The organism is Streptomyces sp. ATCC 21386 (genome assembly GCF_018728545.1).
GTDB lineage: Bacteria > Actinomycetota > Actinomycetes > Streptomycetales > Streptomycetaceae > Streptomyces.
The window spans coordinates 1,595,032-1,619,128 of record NZ_JAAVVL010000001.1 but is presented as its reverse complement, the minus strand read 5'-3'; the positions used below and the strand labels follow the sequence as shown (position 1 = coordinate 1,619,128).

At 72.4% G+C, this 24,097-nt stretch carries 23 protein-coding genes; 13 read left to right on the top strand and 10 right to left on the bottom strand.

Annotated elements, in window-relative coordinates:
* Positions 1-103 precede the first annotated feature (103 nt).
* The 7 genes from GWK25_RS07150 to GWK25_RS07120 all read left to right on the top strand — a co-directional run bounded on the left by GWK25_RS07150 (position 104) and on the right by GWK25_RS07120 (position 7,073).
* Positions 104-622 (top strand): dual specificity protein phosphatase family protein, encoded by a 519-nt coding sequence (locus GWK25_RS07150; protein ID WP_215448996.1) that lies wholly within the window; start codon positions 104-106, stop codon positions 620-622.
* A gap of 173 nt (positions 623-795) precedes the next feature.
* The gene (locus GWK25_RS07145) at positions 796-1,698 is read left to right on the top strand and encodes a hypothetical protein (protein ID WP_215448995.1); all 903 of its coding nucleotides are present in this window, start codon (positions 796-798) and stop codon (positions 1,696-1,698) included.
* Positions 1,695-2,990 (top strand): HAMP domain-containing sensor histidine kinase, encoded by a 1,296-nt coding sequence (locus tag GWK25_RS07140; RefSeq protein ID WP_215448994.1) that lies wholly within the window; start codon positions 1,695-1,697, stop codon positions 2,988-2,990. The genes GWK25_RS07145 and GWK25_RS07140 overlap by 4 nt, the downstream gene beginning before the upstream one ends.
* 129 nt (positions 2,991-3,119) lie before the next feature.
* The gene (locus tag GWK25_RS07135) at positions 3,120-3,479 is read left to right on the top strand and encodes an SH3 domain-containing protein (protein WP_215448993.1); all 360 of its coding nucleotides are present in this window, start codon (positions 3,120-3,122) and stop codon (positions 3,477-3,479) included.
* Between the two features lie 63 nt (positions 3,480-3,542).
* Positions 3,543-4,982, top strand: coding sequence for an FtsW/RodA/SpoVE family cell cycle protein (locus GWK25_RS07130; protein WP_251828758.1), 1,440 nt, complete (start codon positions 3,543-3,545; stop codon positions 4,980-4,982).
* Positions 4,979-6,448, top strand: coding sequence for a penicillin-binding transpeptidase domain-containing protein (locus GWK25_RS07125; protein ID WP_215448992.1), 1,470 nt, complete (start codon positions 4,979-4,981; stop codon positions 6,446-6,448). Before GWK25_RS07130 ends, GWK25_RS07125 begins: the two co-directional genes overlap by 4 nt.
* A gap of 127 nt (positions 6,449-6,575) precedes the next feature.
* Positions 6,576-7,073 carry a DUF3291 domain-containing protein gene (locus tag GWK25_RS07120; RefSeq protein ID WP_215448991.1) on the top strand — a complete coding sequence of 166 codons (498 nt, stop codon included), beginning with the start codon at positions 6,576-6,578 and terminating at the stop codon, positions 7,071-7,073.
* Here GWK25_RS07120 and GWK25_RS07115 read toward each other — a convergent pair.
* Positions 7,066-7,896, bottom strand: coding sequence for a hypothetical protein (locus GWK25_RS07115; RefSeq protein ID WP_251829522.1), 831 nt, complete (start codon positions 7,894-7,896; stop codon positions 7,066-7,068). The genes GWK25_RS07120 and GWK25_RS07115 overlap by 8 nt on opposite strands.
* 124 nt (positions 7,897-8,020) lie before the next feature.
* On the opposite strand from GWK25_RS07115, the gene GWK25_RS07110 reads away from it, so the two are divergent.
* From GWK25_RS07110 to GWK25_RS07095, 4 genes are all read left to right on the top strand, one after another.
* Positions 8,021-8,977: a diiron oxygenase gene (locus GWK25_RS07110; RefSeq protein ID WP_215448989.1), complete on the top strand. Its 957-nt coding sequence runs from the start codon at positions 8,021-8,023 to the stop codon at positions 8,975-8,977.
* 305 nt (positions 8,978-9,282) lie between these two features.
* On the top strand, positions 9,283-10,008 hold the full coding sequence (locus tag GWK25_RS07105) for a TetR/AcrR family transcriptional regulator (RefSeq protein WP_215448988.1): 726 nt from the start codon (positions 9,283-9,285) through the stop codon (positions 10,006-10,008).
* 24 nt (positions 10,009-10,032) lie between these two features.
* Positions 10,033-10,374, top strand: coding sequence for a hypothetical protein (locus GWK25_RS07100; protein WP_215448987.1), 342 nt, complete (start codon positions 10,033-10,035; stop codon positions 10,372-10,374).
* Positions 10,375-10,476: 102 nt separating this feature from the next.
* Positions 10,477-11,181, top strand: a complete 705-nt coding sequence (locus GWK25_RS07095) for a hypothetical protein (protein ID WP_215448986.1) — start codon at positions 10,477-10,479, stop codon at positions 11,179-11,181.
* An 88-nt stretch (positions 11,182-11,269) separates the two neighbouring features.
* Here GWK25_RS07095 and GWK25_RS07090 read toward each other — a convergent pair whose 3' ends face one another.
* From GWK25_RS07090 to GWK25_RS07070, 5 genes are all read right to left on the bottom strand, one after another.
* The gene (locus GWK25_RS07090) at positions 11,270-12,505 is read right to left on the bottom strand and encodes a styrene monooxygenase/indole monooxygenase family protein (protein WP_215448985.1); all 1,236 of its coding nucleotides are present in this window, start codon (positions 12,503-12,505) and stop codon (positions 11,270-11,272) included.
* Between the two features lie 54 nt (positions 12,506-12,559).
* Positions 12,560-13,135, bottom strand: coding sequence for an ATP/GTP-binding protein (locus GWK25_RS07085; RefSeq protein ID WP_251829520.1), 576 nt, complete (start codon positions 13,133-13,135; stop codon positions 12,560-12,562).
* A gap of 304 nt (positions 13,136-13,439) precedes the next feature.
* Entirely contained in the window at positions 13,440-13,934 is a 495-nt protein-coding gene (locus tag GWK25_RS07080) for a DUF742 domain-containing protein (RefSeq protein ID WP_251828757.1), read from the bottom strand.
* Complete coding sequence (locus tag GWK25_RS07075; protein ID WP_215448984.1) at positions 13,931-14,452, bottom strand: roadblock/LC7 domain-containing protein; 522 nt, start codon at positions 14,450-14,452, stop codon at positions 13,931-13,933. The genes GWK25_RS07080 and GWK25_RS07075 overlap by 4 nt, the downstream gene beginning before the upstream one ends.
* Positions 14,449-17,421, bottom strand: a complete 2,973-nt coding sequence (locus tag GWK25_RS07070) for a nitrate- and nitrite sensing domain-containing protein (RefSeq protein WP_215448983.1) — start codon at positions 17,419-17,421, stop codon at positions 14,449-14,451. The genes GWK25_RS07075 and GWK25_RS07070 overlap by 4 nt, the downstream gene beginning before the upstream one ends.
* Positions 17,422-17,797: 376 nt before the next feature.
* On the opposite strand from GWK25_RS07070, the gene GWK25_RS07065 reads away from it, so the two are divergent.
* The gene (locus tag GWK25_RS07065) at positions 17,798-18,583 is read left to right on the top strand and encodes a protein phosphatase 2C domain-containing protein (protein ID WP_215448982.1); all 786 of its coding nucleotides are present in this window, start codon (positions 17,798-17,800) and stop codon (positions 18,581-18,583) included.
* Between the two features lie 45 nt (positions 18,584-18,628).
* Here the strand turns inward: GWK25_RS07065 and GWK25_RS07060 are convergent, their stop codons facing one another.
* From GWK25_RS07060 to GWK25_RS07050, 3 genes are all read right to left on the bottom strand, one after another.
* The gene (locus GWK25_RS07060) at positions 18,629-19,147 is read right to left on the bottom strand and encodes a MarR family transcriptional regulator (RefSeq protein WP_215448981.1); all 519 of its coding nucleotides are present in this window, start codon (positions 19,145-19,147) and stop codon (positions 18,629-18,631) included.
* Between the two features lie 150 nt (positions 19,148-19,297).
* Positions 19,298-21,700: an endopeptidase La gene (lon, locus tag GWK25_RS07055; RefSeq protein ID WP_215448980.1), complete on the bottom strand. Its 2,403-nt coding sequence runs from the start codon at positions 21,698-21,700 to the stop codon at positions 19,298-19,300.
* Between the two features lie 106 nt (positions 21,701-21,806).
* Positions 21,807-22,340 carry a GNAT family N-acetyltransferase gene (locus GWK25_RS07050; protein WP_215448979.1) on the bottom strand — a complete coding sequence of 178 codons (534 nt, stop codon included), beginning with the start codon at positions 22,338-22,340 and terminating at the stop codon, positions 21,807-21,809.
* A 128-nt stretch (positions 22,341-22,468) separates the two neighbouring features.
* On the opposite strand from GWK25_RS07050, the gene GWK25_RS07045 reads away from it, so the two are divergent.
* On the top strand, positions 22,469-23,146 hold the full coding sequence (locus GWK25_RS07045) for a GNAT family N-acetyltransferase (protein WP_215448978.1): 678 nt from the start codon (positions 22,469-22,471) through the stop codon (positions 23,144-23,146).
* On the opposite strand, the gene GWK25_RS07040 is transcribed toward GWK25_RS07045, so the two are convergent.
* Positions 23,087-24,013, bottom strand: a complete 927-nt coding sequence (locus tag GWK25_RS07040) for a rhomboid-like protein (protein ID WP_251828755.1) — start codon at positions 24,011-24,013, stop codon at positions 23,087-23,089. The two genes, GWK25_RS07045 and GWK25_RS07040, sit on opposite strands and share 60 nt — an antisense overlap.
* Positions 24,014-24,097: the final 84 nt, after the last annotated feature.

The following is a 24,097-nucleotide window of genomic DNA, read 5'->3' as shown; positions in this document are numbered from 1 at the left end:
ACCCCACGACCATGGGAACAGGCGGGGTGCTCCATCGGCAAGAACCCGGCTACCTTTGGGGTGACGACCCGTCGTCGAGGGCCACGGCCTGGGGGAGGCGCCGTTGCGGACGCGCAAGCAACCCGATGTCCCGGCTCCGCGGGAACCGTGGAGCGAGATCGTGCCGGGGCTGTGGATGGGCGGGCACGAGTTCGCGGGGCCGACCGGTACCGGGGGCGTCGAGTTCGCGGTCGTACGCGACGAGTTCGATCTGGTGCTGACCCTGCTTCGGCTGCCGGGGCACGGACCCGACGAGGGTGTCGAGCACCATGTGTGGCCGATCCCGGACGGGCCGCTGGACGGTACGCAGTTGGCGGGTGTGATGCGGCTGGCGCAGGCGGCGTGCGACGCGTTGGAGGACGGCAAGCGGGTCCTGGTCCGCTGCTACAGCGGGTACAACCGCTCCGGTCTGGTCGTGGCGCACGCGCTGATCCGTGACGGGCACTCCGCCGAGGAGGCGATCCGGCTGATCCGCACCCGCCGTTCGCCGTGGGCGCTGCACAACGAGCTGTTCGTGGAGTACCTGCACACGGGGCTGGCGACGGTCCGGCTGCTGGAGGAACTGGAGGAGCCGGCCGAGTAACGGCGTGTGCCGGGCGGGGCGGCGTTCCGAGCCGAGGGCCCTGCGTGCCGGACAGCGCGGCCGGCTCGACCGAGCCGTCACGAAAAAGTACTTCCGCACGAATTAGGGTGTACGGGACCACAGCGGTCCTCCCCCACAACCGCCTTTGCCGTCCCCGTACACCCAGGAGTCCCGTGTCCCCCAGCCGCCCTGCGCGCGCTGCCGTCGGCGCGCGTGTCGCCGTCGGCGCCTCCGTCGCCGCGGCCGCCGTGCTGCTGGTGGGCGGCTGTGGCGACTCCGGGGGCCTGATGAGCGCGGGCGCGACGCCCACCGCGAGCGGCCCGACCCGGTTGTGGCCCGGGGAGCCGCCCGCGTCCTCCCCCGCCTACGACTACGGCGAGGCCGAGACGGAGGTGGTCAAGGGCATCAGGGCTCCCGGCGAGGACATCCACAAGGTGGACCCGTTGGCCGTCGTCCGCGCGGAGATCGCCGCGCACCCCGACGTGTACGCCGGGTCCGAGGCTCCCTACGGGGGAACGACCGCACGCATGGCCGACTGCGGAAAGGGCGGCACCGACGCCTCGGCCGACCCGGACACGACCACCGGCACGGACACCACCGCAGGCACGCTCACGACCACCGGCGCGGACACCACCACCGGCGCGGACACCACCACCGGCCGGAAGACCGACCGCGCCAAGTGCCCCGTCCTCCAGGCCTACTACCGGGACCTCACCGGCGACGGGCGCGACGACATGGTGCTCGGCTTCCGGCTGCTGCCCGGCAACCTGACGGCGGTGCGGATGTACACCTTCCAGGCGGACCGACTGGTGCAGGTGCTGGCCAACGACGACGCGGTGCTCGCGGTCGAGCTGGCGGGCCGGACCGTGATCATCCGCTCCCCCGCCGGCATCGTCGGCTACGAGTACCGCACGCAGTGGACCTGGGACGAGGACCAGCTGGCGATGCTGCTCACCCGGGACGAGATCCTGCGCGTGGGCGGAGCGGCGAAGCCTTCCCGGTCCCCGTCGGCAGCCCCCTCCGCCTCACCCTCGCCCGACGCGCCCTCCGTCTCGCCCTCGGTGAGGCCGGGGTGAGCGCCGCGGGGTCCACGACGTCCACGAGGTCCGCGAGACCCGGGCGGAAACGGTTCGGCCTGCCCCGTTGGGCCTCCTCGCTCACCTGGAAGGCGCTGGCGTTCATCACGGTCATGTGCTGCGGGCTGGCCGCTCTGCTCGGCGCCCTCGTCCATGTCTCCGTCACCAACCGGACGGTGAGCGACGCCCGTTCCCGGGCCCTGGTCCGGCTCGACGAGGCGGCACAGGCGTACCAGGCCGGAAACCGGCTCCCGCCCGATGCCGGGATCGACCCGCGGGGCATGCCGGGGGAGCTGCGCGAGCTGGCGGTGAGCGGGCGGCGCGGCACGATGGTCGGGGTCGTCTCCGGGGTCCCCTCGATGTGGGCCGCCGCCCCGGCCGACGGCCGTGCCCTCGCCGTGCGGATCGACTACGCGCAGAGCGCGGCCACCATCGAGAACCTCGACCGGGCCATCCTGGGCTCCTCGGCGCTGGCGATCGGGGTGACGCTGGCCGTCGGCGCGCTGGGCGTCGGCGGGGTGACCCGGCGGCTGCGCACGACCTCCCAGGTGGCCCGGCGGATCAGCGCGGGCGACCTGGACGCCCGGGTCGGCGACCCCCGTACGGCGGACCCGGCGCGCTACCGCGACGAGGTGGCCGCGGTGGCCGCCGCGCTCGACACCATGGCCTCCACGCTGCAGCGGAAACTGCTCGGCGAGCAGCGGTTCACGGCCGACGTCGCGCACGAGCTGCGTACGCCGTTGACCGGACTGCACGCGGCGGCGGAGCTGCTGCCTGCGGGACGACCGACGGAGATGGTGCGGGACCGGGTCGCCGCGCTGCGGACACTGACCGAGGACCTGCTGGAGATCTCGCGGCTGGACGCGGGGAGCGAGCGGCTGGACCTGGACGCGATCCGGCTCGGGCTGCTGGCCGAGCGGGTGGCCGCGCACGCGAGCGGCGACACCGAGGTGCGGGTCGTCGAGGACGCGTGCGTGGAGACGGACCGGCGGCGGCTGGAGCGGGTCGTGGGGAACCTGGTGGCCAACGCCCACAAACACGGTGCGCCTCCGGTGGTGTTGACCGTGCAGGGGCCGGTGGTGACCGTGCGGGATCACGGGAACGGGTTCCCTGACTATCTGCTGACCGAGGGGCCGCAGAGGTTTCGTACCGAGGGCTCCGCCAAGGGACACGGCCTGGGTTTGACCATCGCCGTGGGGCAGGCGGAGGTGTTGGGAGCGCGGTTGGGGTTCGAGAACGCCTCGGACGGGGGCGCGTTGGCCGTTCTGCGACTGCGGGCCGGTGGGGACTGATCGCGCAGTTCCCCGCGCCCTGAATGAAGCGGCGCCGCCCTGATGGCCCATCGAGAAAGGCGCCCCCTCCGCCCTCCTCCTAACGTGGCGAATAGTCAGCCTCGCCCTTTTTTCCTGGAGGAACATCAGATGTCCCTGCGGATTCTGCTCATGCGGTTCGGTATAGCCGCTGCCGGTGGCGCTCTCCTCGCGTTCGCCGCCACGACTCCCGCCGCCGGTGCCGAACAGGAGGACCCCCGGAACAGCAAGCAGATCGTCGACGGCGAGGTCGTCGCCCGGTCCGGCCTGATCCTGCGCAGCGCGCCGACCCGAGGAGGTTCGGTCATCCGGGTCGCGCGCCACGGCGAGATCGTCAAGATCTACTGCCGGACCGAGGGCCAGAGCGTGGACGGCAACCGGCAGTGGTACCTGCTCGTCGACGGGACCTGGGCCTGGGGCTCGGCCCGCTACATCGCCCCGTTCAAGGCGCCACGCTGGTGCGACGCCTGAGCAACAAGACGCAACGAGTCACAACAAGACGCACAAGGCATTCCATTTGGGTAAGTTCCGGGCATGACCACCAAGGCCGGAACGACCCTGGCGGCGGATCCCTCGGACCCGTCCCCGCCGCCCGCCGTACGCCTGCTCCGGCGCCGAGGCGTCGAGTTCACCCTCACCGTCGTGGCCGTCCTGCTCTCCGTGTACGGCTACTGCGCTGTGGGTCTGGCCAGATACGGCACCGTCCCGCCCGGCGCCGCCGACTACGGCGCCGGGCTCGGCGTGCTCGCGCTGCTGGCCCATCTGGTGGTCCGGCTGCGGGCGCCGTACGCCGATCCGCTGCTGCTGCCGATCGCGGTGCTCCTCAACGGCCTGGGACTGGTGCTGATCCACCGGCTCGACCTGGAGACACCGGCCGACCAGGCGGCGCCCGCGCAGCTGAACTGGTCGACGCTCGGCGTCGCGCTGTTCATCGCGGTGGTGGCGCTGCTGCGCGACCACCGGGTGCTCCAGCGGTACGCGTACGTCTCGGTGGTGGCCGCGCTCGCGCTGCTGGCGCTGCCGATCCTCTTCCCACCGGTCAACGGGGCCCGGATCTGGGTACGGATCGCCGGGTTCTCCCTGCAGCCGAGCGAGTTCGCGAAGGTGCTGCTCGCGCTGTTCTTCGCCAGCTATCTCGCGGCGAACCGCAACGCGCTGGCGTACGCCGGACGTCAGATCTGGCGGTTCAGGCGCCTGCAACTGCCCACCGGGCGGGTCCTCGGCCCGATCGTCACCATCTGGCTGCTGAGCGTCGGCGTCCTGGTCCTGGAACGGGACCTGGGCACCTCGCTGCTGTTCTTCGGCCTGTTCGTGATCATGCTGTACGTCGCCACGGGCCGCACCGGCTGGATCGCGGTGGGGCTGCTGCTGGCGTGCGTGGGCGCGGTCGCCGTCGGCTGGCTGGAACCGCACGTCCACAGCCGCGTCGAGGACTGGCTGCATCCGTTCGCGTCGATCGAGGCGGGCCAGGGTGCGGGCCAACTCGCCCAGTCGCTCTTCGCGTTCGCCGCCGGCGGGCTGCTCGGCACCGGCCTCGGCCTCGGCCACTCCATCCTGATCGGCTTCGCCGTCAAGTCCGACTTCATCCTGGCCACGGCGGGCGAGGAGCTGGGCCTCGCCGGACTCTCCGCGATCTTCCTGCTCTACGCCCTGCTGGTGGAGCGCGGCTTCAGGGCCGGTCTCGCGCTGCGCGACGCCTTCGGCCGGCTCCTGGCCACCGGCCTCGCCTCGATCATCGCCCTCCAGGTCTTCGTCATCGCCGGCGGTGTCACCGGCCTCATCCCGCTCACCGGCATGGCGATGCCCTTCCTCGCCCAGGGCGGCTCCTCGGTCGTCACCAACTGGGTCATCGTGGCCCTGCTGATCCGGCTCAGCGACTCCTCCCGACGGCAGTACGCCCCCGGGCCGCTGTCGGGGGACCCGCTCGGGAGCGCGGAGGGCCGGGACGGCCTGCCGGAGGGCCGGAGCGCATGACGACGTACATCCGCCGGGCCGCCGCCCTGTGCGCCCTGCTGCTGCTCGCCCTCCTCGTCAACGCCACCCGCGTGCAGGTCCTGCAGTCCCGGGCCTACGACGACCATCCCGCCAACCGGCGCCCGGAGATCGCCCGTTGGGGCCAGCCGCGCGGGGACATCGTGGTCGGGGGACGCCCGGTCACCGGCTCGACGGACACCGGGGAGCAGCTCCGCTACGAACGGACGTACCGGGACGGCCCGTTGTACGCGCCGGTCACGGGCTTCGCCTCGCAGGTGTACGGGACGACGTTCCTGGAGCACGCGGAGGACTCCCTCCTCGACGGCAGCGACCCGCAGCTGTCCTTCCTCCCGCTGTGGAACGACATCACCCGCGACCGCAACGCCGGCGGCACCGTCGTCACCACGATCCAGGAGGCGGCCCAGCGTGCGGCGTACGTGGGTCTCGGCACCCGCCGGGGCGCGGTCGCCGCGCTCGAACCGGCCACCGGGCGCGTCCTGGCGCTGGTCTCCCGGCCGTCCTACGACCCCGGACAGCTCTCCGGCAACGGGCCCGCGGCGGCCGAGGCGTGGGCACGGCTGAACGGGGACGCGAGCAGACCGATGCTCAACCGGGCGGTGCGGCAGACCTATCCGCCGGGCTCGACCTTCAAGGTGGTGACGGCCGCCGCCGCGCTGGACTCCGGGGTGGTCACGGACCTCGACGCCCCGACCCGCTCCCCCGACCCGTACACCCTGCCGGGGACCACGACCTCCCTCGCCAACGAGGTCGAGGGCTGCGCGAACGCCTCGCTGCGCTATGCCTTCGAGTGGTCCTGCAACACGGTCTTCGCGAAGCTGGGCGTGGACGTCGGCCTCGGCGCCATGACGGACACGGCCCGCGCCTTCGGCTTCAACGACCCCGGTATGCGGATCCCCTTCGCGGTCACCCCCAGCAACTTCGACACGGAGATGGACCGGGCCCAGCTCGCCCTCTCCTCCATCGGCCAGTACGACACCCGGGCCACACCCCTGCAGATGGCGCTCGTCACGGCGGCGGTCGCGGGCGGGGGCTCGGTGCGGGCGCCGTACCTCGTCGAACGCACCACCACGGCGAGCGGCCGCACGGTCGCCGGCTCGGGCACGCACCCGCTCCGCCAGGCCATGAACCCCACCACCGCACGTCGGCTGCGTGACCTCATGCGCGGCGTCGTCGAGGACGGCACCGGCGCCAACGCCGCCCTCCGCCACGCCACCGTCGGCGGCAAGACCGGCACCGCCCAGCACGGCCTCGGCAACTCCGGCACCCCCTTCGCCTGGTTCATCGGCTGGGCCCAGTCCGACGACGCGGCCGAACCCGAAGTGGCCGTGGCGGTGGTGGTGGAGGACGCGGAGGCGGTACGGGGCGACATCAGCGGGGGCGGTGACGCGGCACCGATCGCGAGGGAGGTGATGCGGGCGGTGCTCAAGGCTTCCGACGCCCCGTGAGGGGGCGCGGGGGGCTGGGAAGTGCGCGACCAGCCCCCACCGGCGCGCGCCGTACGCATGACGCCCGATGCCCACCATCCGAGATAAGCGATGTGCCCACCGGACCCGCCCGGCCTACCGTTCGGCCATGACTCCCACCCCGTACGAACTCGCCCAGGTGAACATCGCCCGCCTCCAGGCCCCGCTGGACTCGCCCCAGTTGAAGGACTTCGTCGACGCCCTCGACCCGGTGAACGCGGTCGCGGACCGCTCCCCCGGCTTCGTCTGGCGCCTGCAGAGCGACTCCGGCAACGCGACCGACATCCCCGTCCTCGGCGACGAGTGGCTGATCATCAACATGTCGGTGTGGCGGGACACCGACGCCCTGACCGCCTTCATGTACCAGGGACAGCACCGGGAGCTGCTGGCCCGCAGGCGGGAGTGGTTCGAGCGGCTGAGCGAGGCGGCGACCGCCCTGTGGTGGGTCCCGGCCGGTCACCACCCCACCGTGGCCGAGGCGGAGGAACGGATCCTCCACCTCCGCGCCCACGGCCCGACGGCGTACGCGTTCACCCTGCGCACGTCGTTCCCGGCAGCACCGGCAGCACCGGCGGAGCCGACGGAGCCGGACGCGGTGCTCAACTGATCGGCTGCCGGAGTTCGGAGCGAACCTGAAGCGTGCGCTCCGCGAAGGCCTCCACGTCGACCTCCGAGGCGTCCTGTCCGACGCTCTCGACGCTCAGCTCGGCGACGGACGCCCCGGTGTTGCCGTCGGCCCAGGCGCACATCGGGTAGGTGATCTCGCTGCCGGCCTGGTTCTGGGTGACGACCTGGCAGCTGATGGTGAGGCCGTCGTCGCCCGGGGTGTAGTCCTTGGGCGGCACGACCACCTTGATCGAGCTGACCCCGGCCGCGCCCTTCAGCATGTTGTCGCGGGCGGCGTCGGTGTTCTTGAACCGGCCGTACATGCCCGAGACGATCAGCGCGCCCTCGGCCCCGCCCTTCTGGGGCCCGTACTGCGCGACGGCGGCCGTGACGTCACGGGCGTCCCAGGCGCCCTCCGCCTCGTCCTCCACCTTCCGCCCCTCGCTGTCGGAGAGGTCCTGGACCAGCTCGTACTCCCCGTCGAGGACGGTCTCGGGCAGGGCCAGCTTGTACTCGGCCTCCGGAAACCCGCTGGTGGTCTGCGTCCCGACGACCCACAGCCCCACGGTCCCGAGCACCACGAGGCCGACGACCCCGCCGACGATCCCGAGGATAAGTCCCGTGCGGCTCTTCGGCGGCGGCACGGGCTGCCACCCGGCGGGCTGGGGCGCGCCGTACGGCTGGGGCTGCGGCGGGTACTGCTGCGGCACGTGCGGGTGCTGACCGTACGGCTGCGCCGGCTGCTGCGGCGAGTACGGCTGCTGACCGTACGGCCCCTGGGGCGGCTGCTGCTGACCGTAGGGCGACTGGGGCGATGGAGGCATGGACACGCCAGCACGTTACTGCACAAGTCACGCGCAAAGGATTGACGGCCTTGCTGACAAGTAGTCTCATAAGCGATGACCGCTGGTAACTCCCTGAACTTCCGTACGAGGAGCTGCGACAGCCATGACTACGGTGACCTCGCTGAGTTCGACGAACCCCGAGTCGGAGGCAGCGGTGCTGCGCGACGCGCTCGGGCTCCTCAAGGACCGGGAACAGGTGGCCGAGCGGCTGCTCGTCTCCTCCGCGAAGCACTCCTTCGACCCGGACAAGGAGCTGGACTGGGACGCCCCCTTCGAGGAGGGGAAGTGGTTCTGGCCGCCGGAGCTGGTGTCCCTGTACGGGACACCGATGTGGCGGAGAATGTCGGAGGAACAGCGCATCGCGCTGTCCCAGCACGAGGCGGCGGCGCTGGCCTCCCTCGGTATCTGGTTCGAGATCATCCTCATGCAGCTGCTCGTCCGGCACATCTACGACCGGGCCGCGACCAGTGCGCACGTGCGCTACGCGCTCACCGAGATCGAGGACGAGTGCCGGCACTCGAAGATGTTCGCCCGGCTGATCAGCAAGGGCGGCACCCCGTACTACCCGGTGAGCCGGCTGCACCAGAACCTGGGCCGCGTCTTCAAGACGATCTCGACGACGCCGGGGTCCTTCACGGCGACCCTGCTCGGCGAGGAGATCCTCGACTGGATGCAGCGGCTGACCTTCCCCGACGAGCGGGTCCAGCCGCTGATCCGGGGTGTCACGCGGATCCATGTGGTCGAGGAGGCGCGGCACGTGCGGTACGCCCGTGAGGAGCTGCGCCGCCAGATGGTGACGGCCCCGCGGATGTCCCGGAGCTTCACGCGCGTCACGTCCGGTGAGTTCGCCCGCGTCTTCTCGGTGGCGTTCGTGAACCCCGAGGTCTACTCGAACGTCGGCCTCGACCAGCGGGCGGCTGTCGCCCAGGTACGGGCGAGTGGGCACCGGCGGGAGGTCATGCAGACCGGGGCGAAGCGGTTGACGGACTTTCTGGACGACATCGGGGTGCTGCGGGGGGTGGGGCGGCGGATGTGGAGGTCGTCGGGGCTGCTGGGGTAGGTATTTGGGTCGCCTGGGAGCTCGGGGGTTCGGGTGCGTCGGCGAGTGCGGGTCCGGTGGGGCTTCTCGCGCCCCTGAAAGGACCAGGCCCCACGCCCCTGAAAGGACCAGGTTCTGCGGGCCTCGAAGACGGCGGAGGCCGCGGGACGCGGATGAAAAGCACGGGGCGCAGCCCCGGCTTTTCAGGGGCGCGGGGAACTGCGCGACCAGCCGCCACGCACCCGCAGCCGCCCAAGAGACCCGCACCCCCACCCCCCTGACGCGATCCCGGCGGTCATGACCCCACCCCCGACTACCCTGCGGGTATGACGTCCGAGGCCCCCACCCGCGCATACCGTCGGCTCAGTGTCGAGGAGCGGCGCAGCCAGTTGCTGGACGCGGCCCTGGAGCTCTTCGCGCACCACGCGCCCGAGGACGTCTCCCTCGACGACGTCGCGGAGGCGGCCGGCGTCTCGCGCCCCCTCGTCTACCGCTACTTCCCCGGCGGCAAGCAGCAGCTCTACGAGGCGGCCCTGCGCACGGCCGCCGAGGAGCTGGAGCACTGCTTCGACGAGCCCGCCGAGGGCCCTCTCACCAGCCGCCTGGCCCGCGCCCTCGACCGGTATCTGGCCTTCGTCGACACGCACGACACCGGCTTCAGCGCCCTCCTCCAGGGCGGCAGCGTCGTGGAGACCTCCCGGGCCACGGCCATCGTGGACGGGGTCCGGCGGGCCGCCGCCGAGCACATCCTGCGGCACCTGGAGGTGGCCGAGCCGGGCCTGCGGCTGCGGATGACCGTCCGGATGTGGATCACCTCCGTGGAGGCCGCCTCCCTCATCTGGCTGGACGAGGGCAAACAGCCGGACGTCGGCGAGCTGCGGGACTGGCTCGTCGAGCAGTTCGTCGCCTGTCTCACCGCCACCGCCGGCCGCGACCCGCAGACCGCCGCCGCCGTGCGGCACGCCCTCACCGTCGAGACCCCCGACGGCGCCGTGGGAGCCCTGGCCCGCCGGGTCCTGCCCGTGGTCGGCGACGCCGCGCACCTGCTGTGACACCGGTCCTGTGACACTGGTCCGGTGAAGAGCCAAGACACCCCTTTCGTGGGCGGCCCCCTCGACGGGCGCGTCCTGCCCGTGCTGCTCGGCATCACCGGACACCCCCCGAAGACGTACCGGATCCCGGTGCCCGACACCGCCGGCGGCCCGCCTACGGTCCACGTCTACCGCCGGGTCGACGCCGGCCGCAGCGGCGTCCTGCACCAGCTGTGGAGGTACGAGTACGCACCGGACGCGGACCCCAGCCGTCGCCTGAAGTGGCCCTGGTCCAAGCCGGACACCCGGGCGGGCGCCGGCGCCCCCGACACCCCGGACGGGCAATCCGCCACGCCGCCCGCGCGGCCGCGCCCCACCGACGAGTGACACCCGGGCACCGAACGGTCCACCCGGCGCGCGCCCGCCTCCCCCTCCCTCGATCCTGCCGGTGCGAGGTGGACGGCCCACCTGAGCACCGGAGGTGATGACGTGTCAGCAAGCCTGCTGCGCCTGGTCCGTGCGGCGACGGTCACGGCCCTCACGGCCGGCGCCCTCCTCACCACGGCCCCCGCACCCGCCCTGGCCACACCCGCCGACACCTCCACCGACACCGCCGCCGAGCCCCCCTCCGCCGAGGACCGCTCGGTCGCCGAGCTCCTCACCGACCTCCAACGGCTCCACCGCGAGGCCGAGAAGGCCGCCGAGGCTTACGGCAGGACCGGTCAGGAGCTGAGGAAGCAGCGGGCCGAGGTGGCGAGGCTCGACCACCGGCTCGCGGTGGCCCGGCTCTCCCTGCACGACAGCCGGGGTGCGGCGGGCCGGCTGGCCCGGCAGCAGTACCAGAGCAGCAGTACCGGGCTCTCCCCCTATGTACGGCTGCTGATGAGCCGGGACCCGCACCGGGCGCTGGAGCAGGGCCATGTGATCGGACAAGTGGCGCAGGAGCGGGCGGAGACGATCGAGCGTCTGGTCGGCAGCGAACAGGACACCGACGCCCTCGCCCGCAGGGCCCGCGTGGCCCTGGACCGCCAGCTCACCCTCGCCGAACAGCACAGAAGGCAACACGACACCGCGTCCGACCGCCTGGCCGAGATCGCGGAACTCCTCGCTTCCCTGACCCCGGCCCAGCTCGCCGACCTCAAGAAGTCGGAGAACACCCCCGCCCCCGACCTCCCGAAACCCCCGTCCCCGTAGGGGTGCGGGGAACTGCGCGAGCAACCACGCACCACCCGCCCCCGGCAGCCGAGCAGAGCCCCCACGGCGCCCATCCGCCCACGGCTCCCTAGCCCCCGGTCACCTCGGAGAGATACGCCCGCGTCTTCTCCGCCTCGTAGAAGTACCCCTCGAAATCCGCCGGATCGTCGAACCCGTTGGCGAATCGATCCGCCACCACCGGCAGCCCCTCCGCCGCCTCGACCAGCTCCCGCACATGCTCGGCCGGCGGAGCCAGCATCGTGTTGGTCCACTTGGTGACCGGCCCCGCGATCTGCCAGAACCGCTCGAACGTCCGCCGCATCCAGACCTCGTCGAACTCGCCGTCCCCGTGGTCGAGGATCGCCGAGAGGTACACGGCCGCGCACTTGGTCGCCGAGTTCGCCCCCTGCCCGGTGAGCGGGTCGTTGGCCACGACGACGTCCCCGGCGCCCAGCACCAGCCCGCCGCTCGGGAGCTGCCCCACGGGGTGCCGTACCACCGGGGTGTAGCGGCCGGTCAGCGCCGCCCCCGGGTCCGTCACCTCGACGCCCGTGGTCCGCGCGTACTCCCAGGGCGTGTAGCGCTTCATCAGCTCCAGGGTCAGCGTGAGCTGCCCCTCCGCGTCCCGGACGCTCTCGAAGGCGTCGACCGGCCCGCCGGGCAGCCCCAGCCAGAAGAGGGCGTCGGCGCGCCCGGAGGTGGTGAGGACCGGCTGGACGATGAGTTCACCGACGCCGGGCACCAGGTTGCAGCGGGCCGCGTCGAACTCCGGGTGCTCGGGGCGCGGACCCAGCCCGTGCACGTACACCGCGGCGAGCGCGCGCTGGGGTTCGGTGTAGGGCGAGCGGGCGGCGTCGCGGCGGAACATCCGTACCAGTTCGCCCTTGCCCGCGGTGACGAGCACGAGGTCGTACATCCGGGAGAAGTAGTCCAGGTCGGAGACCGCCGCGCCGTGGACGACCAGTTGACCGCCGCGCCGGGAGAACGTCTCCAGCCAGCCGGCCATCTTCACCCGCTGGTCGACGGCCTGCGCGTACCCCCGCAGCCGGCCGACCCAGTCGACGTCGCGCCGTCCGTCCGGGCCGGCGACGGAGACTCCGACACCCTCGATCCTCGGCGCCTGGAAATCCCAGAAGTCGAGGTCCAGCTCACGCTCGTGGCGCAGGGCCGAGTCGAACATGCACTGGGTGGACATGATGCGGCCGGCGCGTATCTCGTCCGGGGTGCGATTGGACATCAGTGTGACCTCGTACCCGTGCGACTGGAGTCCGAGGGCCAGTAGCAGCCCGGACTGGCCGGCTCCGACGACGAGAATCTTCCGCATCCGGACAGGTCTCCTGGTTCGGTCCGTGGCGTCCCGTGGCGTCCCGCTCGGGGACTACTCGGGGCTGAGGGATATCGCGTGGGCGCAGAGCGCCAGCAGGGTCTCCATCGCGGAGGCCCGCTTGCGCGCGTCCATGATCATCACGGGTACATGGTCGGGCACGGTCAGTGCCTCCCGGACGTCCTCGGGCTCGTAGCGCACACTGCCGTCGAACGCGTTGACCGCGACGATGTACGGCAGTCCGCAGCTCTCGAAGTAGTCGAGCGCGGGGAAGCAGTCGCCGAGGCGGCGGGTGTCGGCGAGGACGACCGCGCCGATCGCACCGCGCACCATGTCGTCCCACATGAACCAGAACCGCTCCTGTCCGGGCGTGCCGAACAGGTAGAGGACGAGGTCGTCGTCGAGTGTGATGCGGCCGTAGTCCATGGCCACGGTGGTGGTGAGCTTGTCCGGCGTCGCGGAGAGGTCGTCCGTGCCGACGCTGGCCGCGGTCATCAGCGCCTCGGTGCGCAGCGGGGTGATCTCGGAGACCGCGCCGACGAAGGTGGTCTTGCCGACACCGAAGCCGCCCGCCACCACGATCTTCGTGGCGATGGGGGCCCGGCTCAGATCGGCCTGCCAGGGTTTCAGCTCCTCCTCGGGCTCCGCGGCGGGCCCGGCCGCGTCGTCGCCGACGTCGGCCCCCGGCTCCGTGAGCCGGTCGAGACCGCGGGAGGCCGCCCGGGCGTAACCCCCGGGCGGGGCCGTGCCGGTGTCGACGCCGACGCCGTGCGCACCGGGCTCGGCACGCACGGCGTCCACGTCGACACGAGGAGCGTCCGCGTCTATCTCGACACGAGGAGCGTCCGCGTCCGTCCGGACGCGGTGGGCGTCGTCGCCGACGCCCGGGGTGACGCCGGCCGAGGCGTCGGGGTTGACGCCGGCCGAGGCGGCGTCAGAGACGGCGGAGTCCACTCAGCACCCTTTCCAGCAGAGCGCGGTCCGGCTGTCCCGGTCCGTGACCTGTTCCGTACACACGGATCTTTCCCTGGTCCGCGAGATCGCTGAGGAGGACGCGGACCACGCCGAGCGGCATCTTCAACAGCGCGGCGATCTCCGCCACCGTCCGCATGCGGCGGCAGAGTTCGACGATGGCCCGCATCTCGGGCATCACCTTGGTGTTGAGTGAACCATTCGCCAACTGCGGCCGCTCCGCCGGGGCTTCGAGTACGGCGACGAAGGTCTCCACGTGCAGCACGTGGCCGAAGCGGGTGCGGCCGCCGGTGAGCGAGTAGGGGCGTACACGGGCGGGCTTGCGGTCGCCGCCGCGCACGGGGAGCTTCTTGGCACCCCTGGTGCTCCGGGTGCCCGTCGCGCCCTTGGTCGCGGGCGGCCGCTTCGCCCGGCCGGGTTCGTGGGCCCGCGCCCTGTTCTGCCTGGGGCCGTTCATCGACGGCTCCCGGCCGCCTCGGTCTCCCTGTGGGACTCGGCCTCCAGGGACTTGCGCAGCTCGCTGCGGAGTTCCGGGGTGAGGACGTGGCCGGCGCGGCCGACGAAGAGCGCCATGTGGTACGCCACCACGCTCATGTCGCAGTCCGGGGAGCCGTGCACCCCGAGCAGCGAGCCGTCGCTGATCGACATCACGAAGAGGCTGCCCTCGTCCATCGCGACCATCGTCTGCTTGACCCCGCCGAACTCCATCAGCTTGGCGGCGCCGATGGTGAGGCTGCCGATGCCGGAGACGATGGTGGCCAGGTCGGCGGCGGAGCCCCGGGGGCCCTGCGGCCGCTCTTCCCGGGCCTCGCGGGCCGCGGCGTTCCTGCCGGGGTCGGAGGAGAGCAGCAGCAGGCCGTCGGAGGAGACCACCGCGACCGACAGCAGCCCCGGCACCTCCTCCACCAGGTTGGTCAGGAGCCAGTGCAGGTTGCGGGCTTCACTGCTCAGTCCGAAGGTAATGGGCGCGGTCAACTGCTTTCCTCCTCGGAAGTGCCCCCCGTGGTGTCAACTGCCTCTGTCCGGTACTCATGGGGCACGGGCATCCGTGTCTCACCCGACTGCTCGGCGATCTCGGCCTCGACGTCGCGCCGCCCCTCCCTGGCCCCCTGGTGGAACCCGCCGAGCCGCCGGCGCAGCTCCTCGGCGTTCACGCCGCCGACCCGCGGCCGGGGGGTCGTGGGCGCCGGCGCGGTGATCCTGGGCGTGCGCTTGGGCAGGCCCTTGTCGGTGAGGCGCGGGGTCGGTTCCCCCCGCGGTCCCTCCGTCCCGGCCCGTGACACCTCGGTCGCGCGCGCCGTGTTCCCTTCGTCGGCGGCACGCTCATGGGTGTCGGGTTCGCCCGTGTACGGGTCGTCCCCTTCGGCGCCGGCGCCGGCGTCGGTCTCGGTGTCCGCGCCGGCGTCGGTCTCGGTGTCGGCGTCGGTGTCCTGGTCGGCGAGGGTCTCGTCGCTCTCCTTGTCGGCGCCCTTCCCCGGGGCCACCGGAGCGAAGAGCTCCATCGTCGTCTCGGACACGGACTCGGCCCCGGACGCGGGTCCGGTCCCGGCCCCGGTCTCGCCCCCGGGGGCGGGGTCGGGGTCGGGTGCGGCCTCGGGTGCGTCGTCTTCCGGTACGACGCTCCCGACGGCCTCTGCGGCGTCGGCGGCCGTCCCCACGGCCTCCCTCGCCTGAAGTGCCCGCTCGGCCGCCTCGATGAGAGGGTCGCCGTCGCCCTCGGGCTCGCGTACGGCGACGGATCGGCCGGGCAGGACGTTCGAGTTGGCCTCGGCGTCGGCGCCCGGCAGCGTGAACTCGGGCGTGACGGAGGCCGGGGTACCCACGGGCACGGCGGGCGTGGGAGCCAGCAGCGCCTTGGGCAGGACGACGACCGCGGCGGTGCCGCCCGAGCCGTGCGGCTGGAGCCGGACGGGGGTGCCGAGCCGGTGGGCGAGGCGGGCCACGACATACAGGCCGAGGCCTAGGCCTTCGCCGTCCTCCTGCTCGTAGGGCGCCTCGGGGTCGAAGTCGGTGAGGCGGGAGTTGAGCCGGGCGAGCCGGTCGGGGGCGACGCCGATGCCGCCGTCCTGGACGGAGAGGGTGATCTCGCCGTTCTCCATCAGCCAGCCGGTGACCTCGACGGACATCTCCGGCGGCGAGAACGACGTGCCGTTCTCCAGGAGTTCGGCCAGGAGGTGGCTGAGGTCGTCGGCGGCGAACCCGGCGACGTGCGCGCCGGGCGGCAGCGCGGCGATGCGGACACGTTCGTAGCGCTCGATCTCGCTGACCGCGGCACGGACGACGTCGACGAGCGGGACGGGTCCCGCGTGGTGCTGGACGTGCTCGTGGCCCGCCAGGACGAGAAGGTTCTCGCTGTGGCGGCGCATGACGGTCGCGAAGTGGTCGAGCTTGAAGAGGGTGGCGAGCCGGTCCGGGTCCTGCTCGCGCTCCTCCATCGACTCGATGACGGCGAGCTGGCGCTCGACGAGGCCGAGGGTGCGCAGCGCGAGGTTGACGAAGGTGGCGTGGACGCTGTGCTGGACCTTCGTCAGATGGGCCGTCGCCTCGGCGAGTTCGGCGCGCAGCCGGTCGCGGTCGTCGGCCATGGTCTGGCGCTGCCCGATGAGGTGCTTGCGGTCGCCCTCCAGGGGAGCGAGCCGCTCGTGCAGGGCGAGGGCGTGCGCGTGGAGCGCGTTGACCGAGCGCACGACCTGCGCGAACTCGTCGTTGCGACCGGTGAACTTCACCGGTTCCTGGTTCGCCGGGTCGCCGGCGACCCGGGCGGAGCCGATGCGCAGCACCGCGAGCGGGCGGGTGAGGGAGCGGGCCATGCCGGTGGCGACACCGACGGCCAGCAGCATCAGGGCGCCGAGGACGGCGACGCGGATCTCCAGCGCGGTGACGTCCTCGTCGCGCAGCTGGGCGAGGTCCTTGGTGCGCCGGTCGTAGAGGGAGGACTCGGCGCCGCGCATCAGGTCCACACGGGCGGACAGGGCCGCGCCGACCTTCTCGGCGCTGGTGCCGGCCTCGCTGTCGGAGAGCGTGGGCTGGTCGGTGAGGCCCGCCAGGTACTTGTCGGCGGTGTCGGTCTCGGGGCCGGTGACCGTGGCGTCGTAGGAGGAGCGGCCGGCGGCGGGCGCGGTCTCGCGGAAGTGGGCGAGGGCGGCGTCGGAGCGGACGCGGGCCTGCTGGGCGACGGCGGTGAGGGCGTCGCGCTGCTTGGCGTCGGCGGCCGAGGCGCCGGTCGTGGTGGTGGGCAGCCCGGTGACGGGGTCGATGACCGTCCGGGTGGTCGTCGGGACGCTGAGCGCCGCGACGAGCAGCCCCCGTGCGGCGGCGGCCTGCTGGACGGCGGTGTCGAGTTCGGCGAGGGCGTAGGCACCGCCACCGGCACGCGGCGGCAGTTCGGCGGCCAGTTCCTCGGCGAGGGCGTGGAGTTCGGTCACGACGGCGGTGTACGCCGTGTGGGCCTCCAGGGCGGTGCTCTTGCCGGAGAGCGCCGCTTCCCGTACGCCGGCGATGGACTCGATGTCCTCCCGCAGAGCGGCGGAGGTGTCGGTGTCGGCGCTCAGCTCCTCGGCCTGGGTGTCGACGCGGTCGCTGCGCTGCTTGCTGGGCGCGGCCGACTTGGGGCGCCCGGCGGCGATGTACGCGGTGACCTCGTCCCGCTCGTCGGCGAGCGCGTGCGCGAGGGTGAGCGCCTCCTGGGTCTGCTCGGCGAGCGTGACCAGGCTCTGGGTGTCGTGCAGTTGTTCCGAGGCGGCGAGGATCGAGGGGGCTCCGGCGCCGGCTATGGCGGCGGCCACGACGGCCACGGCGACGATGAGCCGGTTGCGTACGTGCGCCTTCCGCCCGGTGCCGACGGCGGGGGCCTCTGCCTGTGCCGTCCCCTGCTGGTTCGGGGAGGCCGCGGAGGCCTTCGAAGCTGCCTGCTTGTCTGCGCGCCGAGGCCGCGTCTTCTGCACCGGTGCTCGCATTCCTGACTCGTGTACCCATTAGCCCGGGTGACGATCCGTCAACTCGTCAAATCTGGCCGTCCCCCCGGTACGGCTCCCGACCCTCCCAGTGCCGGTGGGCAGTGGTCCCGCATCATCAGTCCCGCCACCCGAAGGAGTGAACATCCCCGGGAGTTGGCGGGCAAGTTCCTTCGGCTCGCGCTGACGCCCCCTGCGGCAGGCCGGTTGGACGTCGGCGACGCGCTTTGACAGTATTCGCCGCCGCGCTTCACCGCTCACGATCATTCCATGCCAAACCCGGCGGCCCGCTTGGAGGGTCCGGGTCGTACGGCGACCATTGTCGGCCTTTCACGGATCTTGTGGCGGGCTCGTGCAGACTGGCCGAATGCGCACGGAACTCGTCTCGGAACCCGGCGATCCCCTTCGCCCCAACGAGGACTTCGCGTCGGTGGCCCTGCCCGCGGGGGGACAGGGCGGCACCCTCGTCGTCCTCGACGGGGTGACTCCGCCGCCCGACGACTTCGGCTGTCGACATTCGGTCGCATGGTTCACTTCCCGCCTCGGCGGCACCCTGACCGAACTGTCCGTTTCGGAGCGGGATTCACCGTTGCCCGACGTGCTCTCACAGGCCATTTCTCGTACCGCCCGAGCCCACGTCCAAACCTGTGACCTTTCTCACCCACGAACCCCACAGGCCACAGTGGTTGTCGCCCGCTGGTCGGAGGCGGCCGTGGAGTACCTGGTGTTGTCGGACTCGGCCCTGCTGTTCGAGCGGTCGGACGGCACGGTGACGGCCGTCCTGGACGACCGCCTCGCCCGGCTGCCCCGGGCCTCGTTGGCGTCGGCCGCGATCGCGGACTCGACCGTGCGGAACAAGGAGGGCGGATTCTGGACGGCGGCCGCCGATCCGGCCGTGGCCGCGCGGGCGGTGACGGGGTCCGTCCCCCGCGAGGAGGTCCGCGCGCTGGCCGCGTTGACGGACGGGGCGGGCCGCTGGGTGGAGACGTTCCGTGAGGGCGACTGGGCGGACTGCCTCACCCTCGTCCGCAAGACGGGGGCGCGGGGGCTGGTGCAGCGGGTACGGGAGCTGGAAGCCACCGACGTGGAGCGGGAGTTCCTGGGCCGCGCCAAGAGACACGACGACGCGAGCGTGGTGTTCGTGGAGTGGTGAACCCCACGGGCGCTCGGTTCTCCCCGCCTCGGCTTCGTTCTGCCCTCAGTTCTCCCCGCCTCGGTTCAGCTGGTGCAGCAGCTGAGCGAGTTGGGCCACCTCGTCCCGGTCCCAGCCCGCGAGCTGTCGTACGTAGGCGACCCGGCGGGCGTCCCGGACCGCCCGGAAGCGGGCCCGGCCCTCGTCCGTGAGGTGGACGAGCCAGGCGCGGCCGTCGGCGGGGTCGGGTTCTCGGGCGATGAGGCCGAGGTGTTCCAGGGCGCGGAGCTGCCGGGACATGGTGGCCTTGCCGACGCCGATGTAGGCGGCGAGTTCGGTGGCGCGCAGCCGGCCGGTCTCGTCGAGGCGGGCGAGGAGGCCGTAGGCGGCGGACTCCAGATCGGGGTGGACGGCCCGGGCCATCTCGCCGGACTTGGCACGGGCGCGCCGCAGCAGGACCGTCAACTCGCGCTCCAGCGCGAGGAACGCCTGGTCCATACCGGCCGCCGGCATGCCGGTACCGGCACCGCTGTCGGCCCCGCCGCCGCTTTCGCCGCCGTCGCCGTTTCCGCCCTCGTCCTGCACGTCAGCGCTCCCGCTTTCCGGTTCCGGATACCTGCGGGTCAGTATTTCGCAGGTGGGGGCGGACTGCGTCCAGGCCGCCCGCGGGCCCGGTGGGGGCGGGCCGCACGCGTCCAAACAACGCCCGCCCGCCCCCGACCCCTGCCCGGAGGGTCACGCAGCCACAGGCACCCCGACCTCCGCCGGAGCCAGCGCCAGCTCCAGCACCTGGCGCACATCGGTCACCGCGTGCACATCGAGCTTCTCCAGCACCTCGGCGGGCACGTCGTCGAGGTCCGCCTCGTTCCGCTTGGGGATGACGACGGTGGTGACACCGGCCCGATGCGCGGCGAGCAGCTTCTGCTTCACCCCGCCGATCGGCAGCACCCGCCCGGTCAGCGACACCTCACCCGTCATCGCCACGTCCGTACGGACCAGCCGCCCCGACAGCAGCGAGGCGAGCGCCGTCGTCATGGTGACACCGGCGCTGGGGCCGTCCTTGGGGACCGCGCCCGCCGGGAAGTGGATGTGCACGCCCCGGTCCTTGAGGTCGGCGACGGGCAGCTCCAGCTCCGCGCCGTGCGAGCGCAGGAAGGAGAGCGCGATCTGCGCGGACTCCTTCATCACGTCGCCCAGCTGGCCGGTGAGGGTCAGTCCCGCCGCGCCCGTCTCCGGGTCGGCCAGCGACGCCTCGACGTAGAGCACGTCGCCGCCCGCGCCGGTGACCGCGAGCCCGGTCGCGACACCCGGCACCGCCGTACGCCGCTCCGCCGGGTCCTGGGCCGACTCGGGCACATGGTGCGGTCGGCCGATGAGTCCGCGCAGATCCGCGTCGGTGACGGTGAACGGCAGCTCCCGCCGGCCCAGTTCGTGCTGGGCCGCGACCTTGCGCAGCAGCCGCGCAACGGACCGCTCCAGGTTCCGTACGCCCGCCTCGCGCGTGTACTCACCGGCGAGCTTGCGCAGCGCGCTCTCGTCGAGCACGACCTCGTCGGCGTCGAGCCCGGCGCGCTCCAGCTGCCGGGGCAGCAGGTGGTCCCGGGCGATGACGACCTTCTCGTCCTCCGTGTACCCGTCGAGCCGGACGAGTTCCATCCGGTCGAGCAGGGCCTCGGGGATCGCCTCCAGCACGTTGGCGGTGGCGAGGAAGACGACGTCGCTCAGGTCCAGCTCGACCTCCAGGTAGTGGTCCCGGAAGGTGTGGTTCTGCGCGGGGTCGAGGACTTCGAGCAGCGCGGCCGCCGGGTCGCCCCGGAAGTCGGAGCCCATCTTGTCGATCTCGTCGAGCAGGACGACCGGGTTCATGGACCCGGCCTCCTTGATGGCGCGGACGATACGGCCGGGGAGCGCGCCGACGTACGTGCGCCGGTGTCCGCGGATCTCGGCCTCGTCGCGCACACCACCGAGCGCGACCCGGACGAACTTCCGCCCCATGGCGTGCGCGACGGACTCGCCGAGGCTGGTCTTGCCGACGCCGGGCGGCCCGACGAGCGCGAGCACGGCACCGCCGCGCCGCCCGCCGACGACACCGAGGCCCCGCTCGGCCCGCCGCTTGCGCACCGCGAGGTACTCGGTGATGCGCTCCTTGACGTCCTCCAGCCCGGCGTGCTCGGCGTCGAGGACGCTCTTGGCGCCCTGGATGTCGTAGGCGTCCTCGGTCCGCTCGTTCCAAGGGAGTTCCAGGACGGTGTCGAGCCAGGTCCGGATCCACCCGCCCTCGGGCGACTGATCGCTGGACCGCTCCAGCTTGTCGACCTCCTTGAGCGCGGCCTCCCGTACCGCCTCCGGCAGGTCGGCGGCCTCGACGCGGGCCCGGTAGTCGTCGGACTCCTCACCGTCCTTCTCGCCGTTCAGTTCACGCAGTTCCTTGCGGACGGCCTCGAGCTGACGCCGCAGCAGGAACTCGCGCTGCTGCTTGTCGACGCCCTCCTGGACGTCCTTGGCGATGGTCTCGGCGACGTCCTGCTCGGCGAGGTGGTCGCGGAGCAGCTGGGTGGCGAGCTTCAGCCGGGCGACCGCGTCGGTGGTCTCCAGGAGCTGGATCTTCTGTTCGAGGGTGAGGAAGGGCGAGTAGCCGGAGTTGTCGGCGAGCGCGGAGACGTCGTCGATGGCCTGCACCCGGTCCACGACCTGCCAGGCTCCGCGCTTGCGCAGCCAGCTGGTGGCAAGTGCCTTGTACTCCTTGACGAGTTCGGCGACCTGTCCGGGCAGCGGCTCCGGCACGCCGTCGTCGATCCGCGTCCCCTCGACCCACAGGGCGGCGCCGGGCCCGGTGGTCCCGGCCCCGATCCGCACCCGGCGCACTGCCCGGATGAGCGCCCCGGGGTCGCCGTCCGCGAGCCGTCCGACCTGCTCGACGGTCCCGAGCACGCCGATGCTCGCGTAGGCGCCGTCGATACGCGGCACCAGCAGCACCTTCGGCTTCCCCGGTTCGGCCCGCGCGGCCGCCTGGGCGGCCTCCACCGCGGCTCGTACGTCGGTGTCGTTGAGGTCCAGCGGCACCACCATTCCCGGCAGCACGACCTCTTCGTCGAGCGGCAGCACGGGCAGGGTGAGCGGTGCGGACGTCGATGCCATGATCTCTCCCTCGGCAGTCAAGTTGAGCTATGCCGACTCAATGCAGATGAGCCGAGGAATGTTCCCCGAGCGGACGTCCGTTCGCTGTGGGCGATCACGAGCCGCCTCACGCCGGGCGACCCCCGCGCTGCCCGAGCCACTGCTCGGCGTCCCAGGCCCGGAATCGCTCCACCTCGGTGAACCCCAGCTTCGCCGCGAGGCGCATCGAGGCGGCATTGGCGGTCTGCGTGGCGAGCACCACCGGCTCGCCGGGAAGGAAGCCGTCGAGCCAGTCGAGTGCCGCCGCGCACGCTTCGGCGGCATACCCGAATCCCCACACCCCCGGCAGGAACAGGTAGCCGAGATCGACCTTCCCCTCGACTGCCGGGCGAAGGCGCCCGGGCGCCCTCCTGAGCAGGATCTGCCCGATCATCGCCCCGTCGAGCTCGACGACGAAACTCCCCGGCCACCGCTCGGGCACTGCGGGCAACTCGCGCTCCAGTTCGTCCCGCGGCCGGGGCCCGCCGAGATAGGTGTGCACCTCCGGCGAGGCGTGCAACTCGACGAACACCGCACGGTCCCGGCCCTCGGACTCACGGAGCACGAGCCTCTCGGTCCGGATCGGGACGGGCGGCCAGGCGACGGGTCCGAGATCAGTCATGCGGTCAGCCAAGCAAGAGGCCCGGCGGCGTTCAAGGAGATCAAGGAGATGCACGGCTTCCCGCCCCTACGCCCGCACCCCCGCGAGGTAATAGCCCGCTCCTGATCATGACCATTACAATCTCGCCCATGACTGCAGACACGGGGGTATCGGTGGACGGAACAGTGCGGGCATGGGTCGACGGGTGGGTCGTGTCCCGGGGAGCGGCGCCCCCGGTGGTCGAGCCCTGGGGCTTCACCGTCGACATGGGCCTGGCCCACCACGTCACCCGCCACGTCCTCTCGGCGACGAACGAGGAGGTGGAGGAGAAGACCGTCCGCGAGATCGCCGACGCCGTCACCGGGGCCGGCACCTGGCTCAAGGTCTTCGCGGACGCGTCGACGGTGGCCCCCTGGCTCGACGAGGGGTGGTGGATCGACCCCGACCCCGGCTTCCTGATGACCGTACGCCTGAGGCCCCGCGAGACCCCGGCGGCCTCCCTGCCCGACGGCTACCGGCTGCGGACCTGGTCGCGCGGCGGCGTGACCCGGGTGATGGTCGCGGCACCGGACGGTTCCCTGGCGGCCCGCGGTCAGATCGTCCCGACCGGAGCTACAGCGGTCGCCGACCAGATTGAGACGTCACCGGCCCACCGCCGTCGCGGCCTCGGCAGCCTCGTCATGGACACCCTCACACAGGCCGCCCTCGAACAGGGCGCGGAGACGGGGGTGCTGGCCGGCACACCGGACGGCCGAGCCCTCTACGCGTCACTGGGCTGGACGGTGACGGCCCCGCTGACGAGCGCGAGGTTCACCGGCCGACCCTGACGGGCGGTGCCACTCCCGTACGACCGGCCGCATCGCCACTCCGATCGCCAGGGACAGCAGATGCCCCCAGTTGGTCATCGGGTCCGCGAACGCGAGCAGGTCGTCCAGGAGCATGCCGCCGAAGCCCAGCAGGAGCGGCCACCGCAGCCAAGGCGGCAGCAGGCCCGCCAACGCGCCCGCGCTCGCCGCCACCCCGAAGCTGATGCCGTAGTCGAGGCGGTGGAGGGAGCTGTCGGGGAGATGCCCGACCAGGACGGCGAGACCCACGGGGACCTCCGTCACGAGGGTGGCGAGGACATGGCCCAGCAGGAAGACACCGGCCGTGCGCCACCCGCCGATGCGGCGCTCCAGCGCGGTCAGTACCAGCACGAAGGCGAAGACGTACACGGAGCCGACCCCGCCCGCGACCCACAGCGCGCTCGCGACCAGGACCGGCACCGGGGAGTGGACCAGATGCGCCACGTCCGTACTGGAGCCCTGGTGCAGGGCGCGCACCAGGTCGGGATCGACGTGCTCGGCGACCAGCGAGGTCAGTGCGAGGAGGGTGGCGTAGAAGAAGGTGAAGGGCGTGCGGACAGGGGTGGGGAGCAACCGCCAGGGGCGCGGGAACAGGGCGCGCCGACTCTGGGCGGACGCAGCCCCGGCGCGCGTCCCGGGCTCTACGCCGCGCTCCACGCCGGGTTCCACCGTGCACGCCTCGGATCGCACCACGTACGCCTCGGACGGCGGTCCGCACACCTCGGATTCCACCGCGTGCGCCACCGGCTCCACGTGCGCCACCGGCTCTCGCCCGGGTGTCGCCCCCGGCTGCCGCGGAATGCCGTCGAGGACGGGCCCCGCGGTCTCCACAGTCTCGGCGGCATCCAAGGTGAGGCGCTCCTTCCGTTTCGCCTCACCTTCGACGGCCCGGCACGCCCTTGTCTGTGATCCCCGCCACGGGAAGGGCGATTC

What these genes read in the sequence shown, in the direction of transcription:
- GWK25_RS07050 (WP_215448979.1), bottom strand. Translation starts at nt 22,340, where the DNA reads ATGACTGATCTCGGACCCGTCGCCTGGCCGCCCGTCCCGATCCGGACC.
- GWK25_RS07125 (WP_215448992.1), top strand. Translation starts at nt 4,979, where the DNA reads ATGACGACGTACATCCGCCGGGCCGCCGCCCTGTGCGCCCTGCTGCTG.
- GWK25_RS07065 (WP_215448982.1), top strand. Translation starts at nt 17,798, where the DNA reads ATGCGCACGGAACTCGTCTCGGAACCCGGCGATCCCCTTCGCCCCAAC.
- GWK25_RS07115 (WP_251829522.1), bottom strand. Translation starts at nt 7,896, where the DNA reads ATGCCTCCATCGCCCCAGTCGCCCTACGGTCAGCAGCAGCCGCCCCAG.
- GWK25_RS07090 (WP_215448985.1), bottom strand. Translation starts at nt 12,505, where the DNA reads ATGCGGAAGATTCTCGTCGTCGGAGCCGGCCAGTCCGGGCTGCTACTG.
- lon (WP_215448980.1), bottom strand. Translation starts at nt 21,700, where the DNA reads ATGGCATCGACGTCCGCACCGCTCACCCTGCCCGTGCTGCCGCTCGAC.
- GWK25_RS07080 (WP_251828757.1), bottom strand. Translation starts at nt 13,934, where the DNA reads ATGAACGGCCCCAGGCAGAACAGGGCGCGGGCCCACGAACCCGGCCGG.
- GWK25_RS07135 (WP_215448993.1), top strand. Translation starts at nt 3,120, where the DNA reads ATGTCCCTGCGGATTCTGCTCATGCGGTTCGGTATAGCCGCTGCCGGT.
- GWK25_RS07120 (WP_215448991.1), top strand. Translation starts at nt 6,576, where the DNA reads ATGACTCCCACCCCGTACGAACTCGCCCAGGTGAACATCGCCCGCCTC.
- GWK25_RS07110 (WP_215448989.1), top strand. Translation starts at nt 8,021, where the DNA reads ATGACTACGGTGACCTCGCTGAGTTCGACGAACCCCGAGTCGGAGGCA.
- GWK25_RS07130 (WP_251828758.1), top strand. Translation starts at nt 3,543, where the DNA reads ATGACCACCAAGGCCGGAACGACCCTGGCGGCGGATCCCTCGGACCCG.
- GWK25_RS07105 (WP_215448988.1), top strand. Translation starts at nt 9,283, where the DNA reads ATGACGTCCGAGGCCCCCACCCGCGCATACCGTCGGCTCAGTGTCGAG.
- GWK25_RS07045 (WP_215448978.1), top strand. Translation starts at nt 22,469, where the DNA reads ATGACTGCAGACACGGGGGTATCGGTGGACGGAACAGTGCGGGCATGG.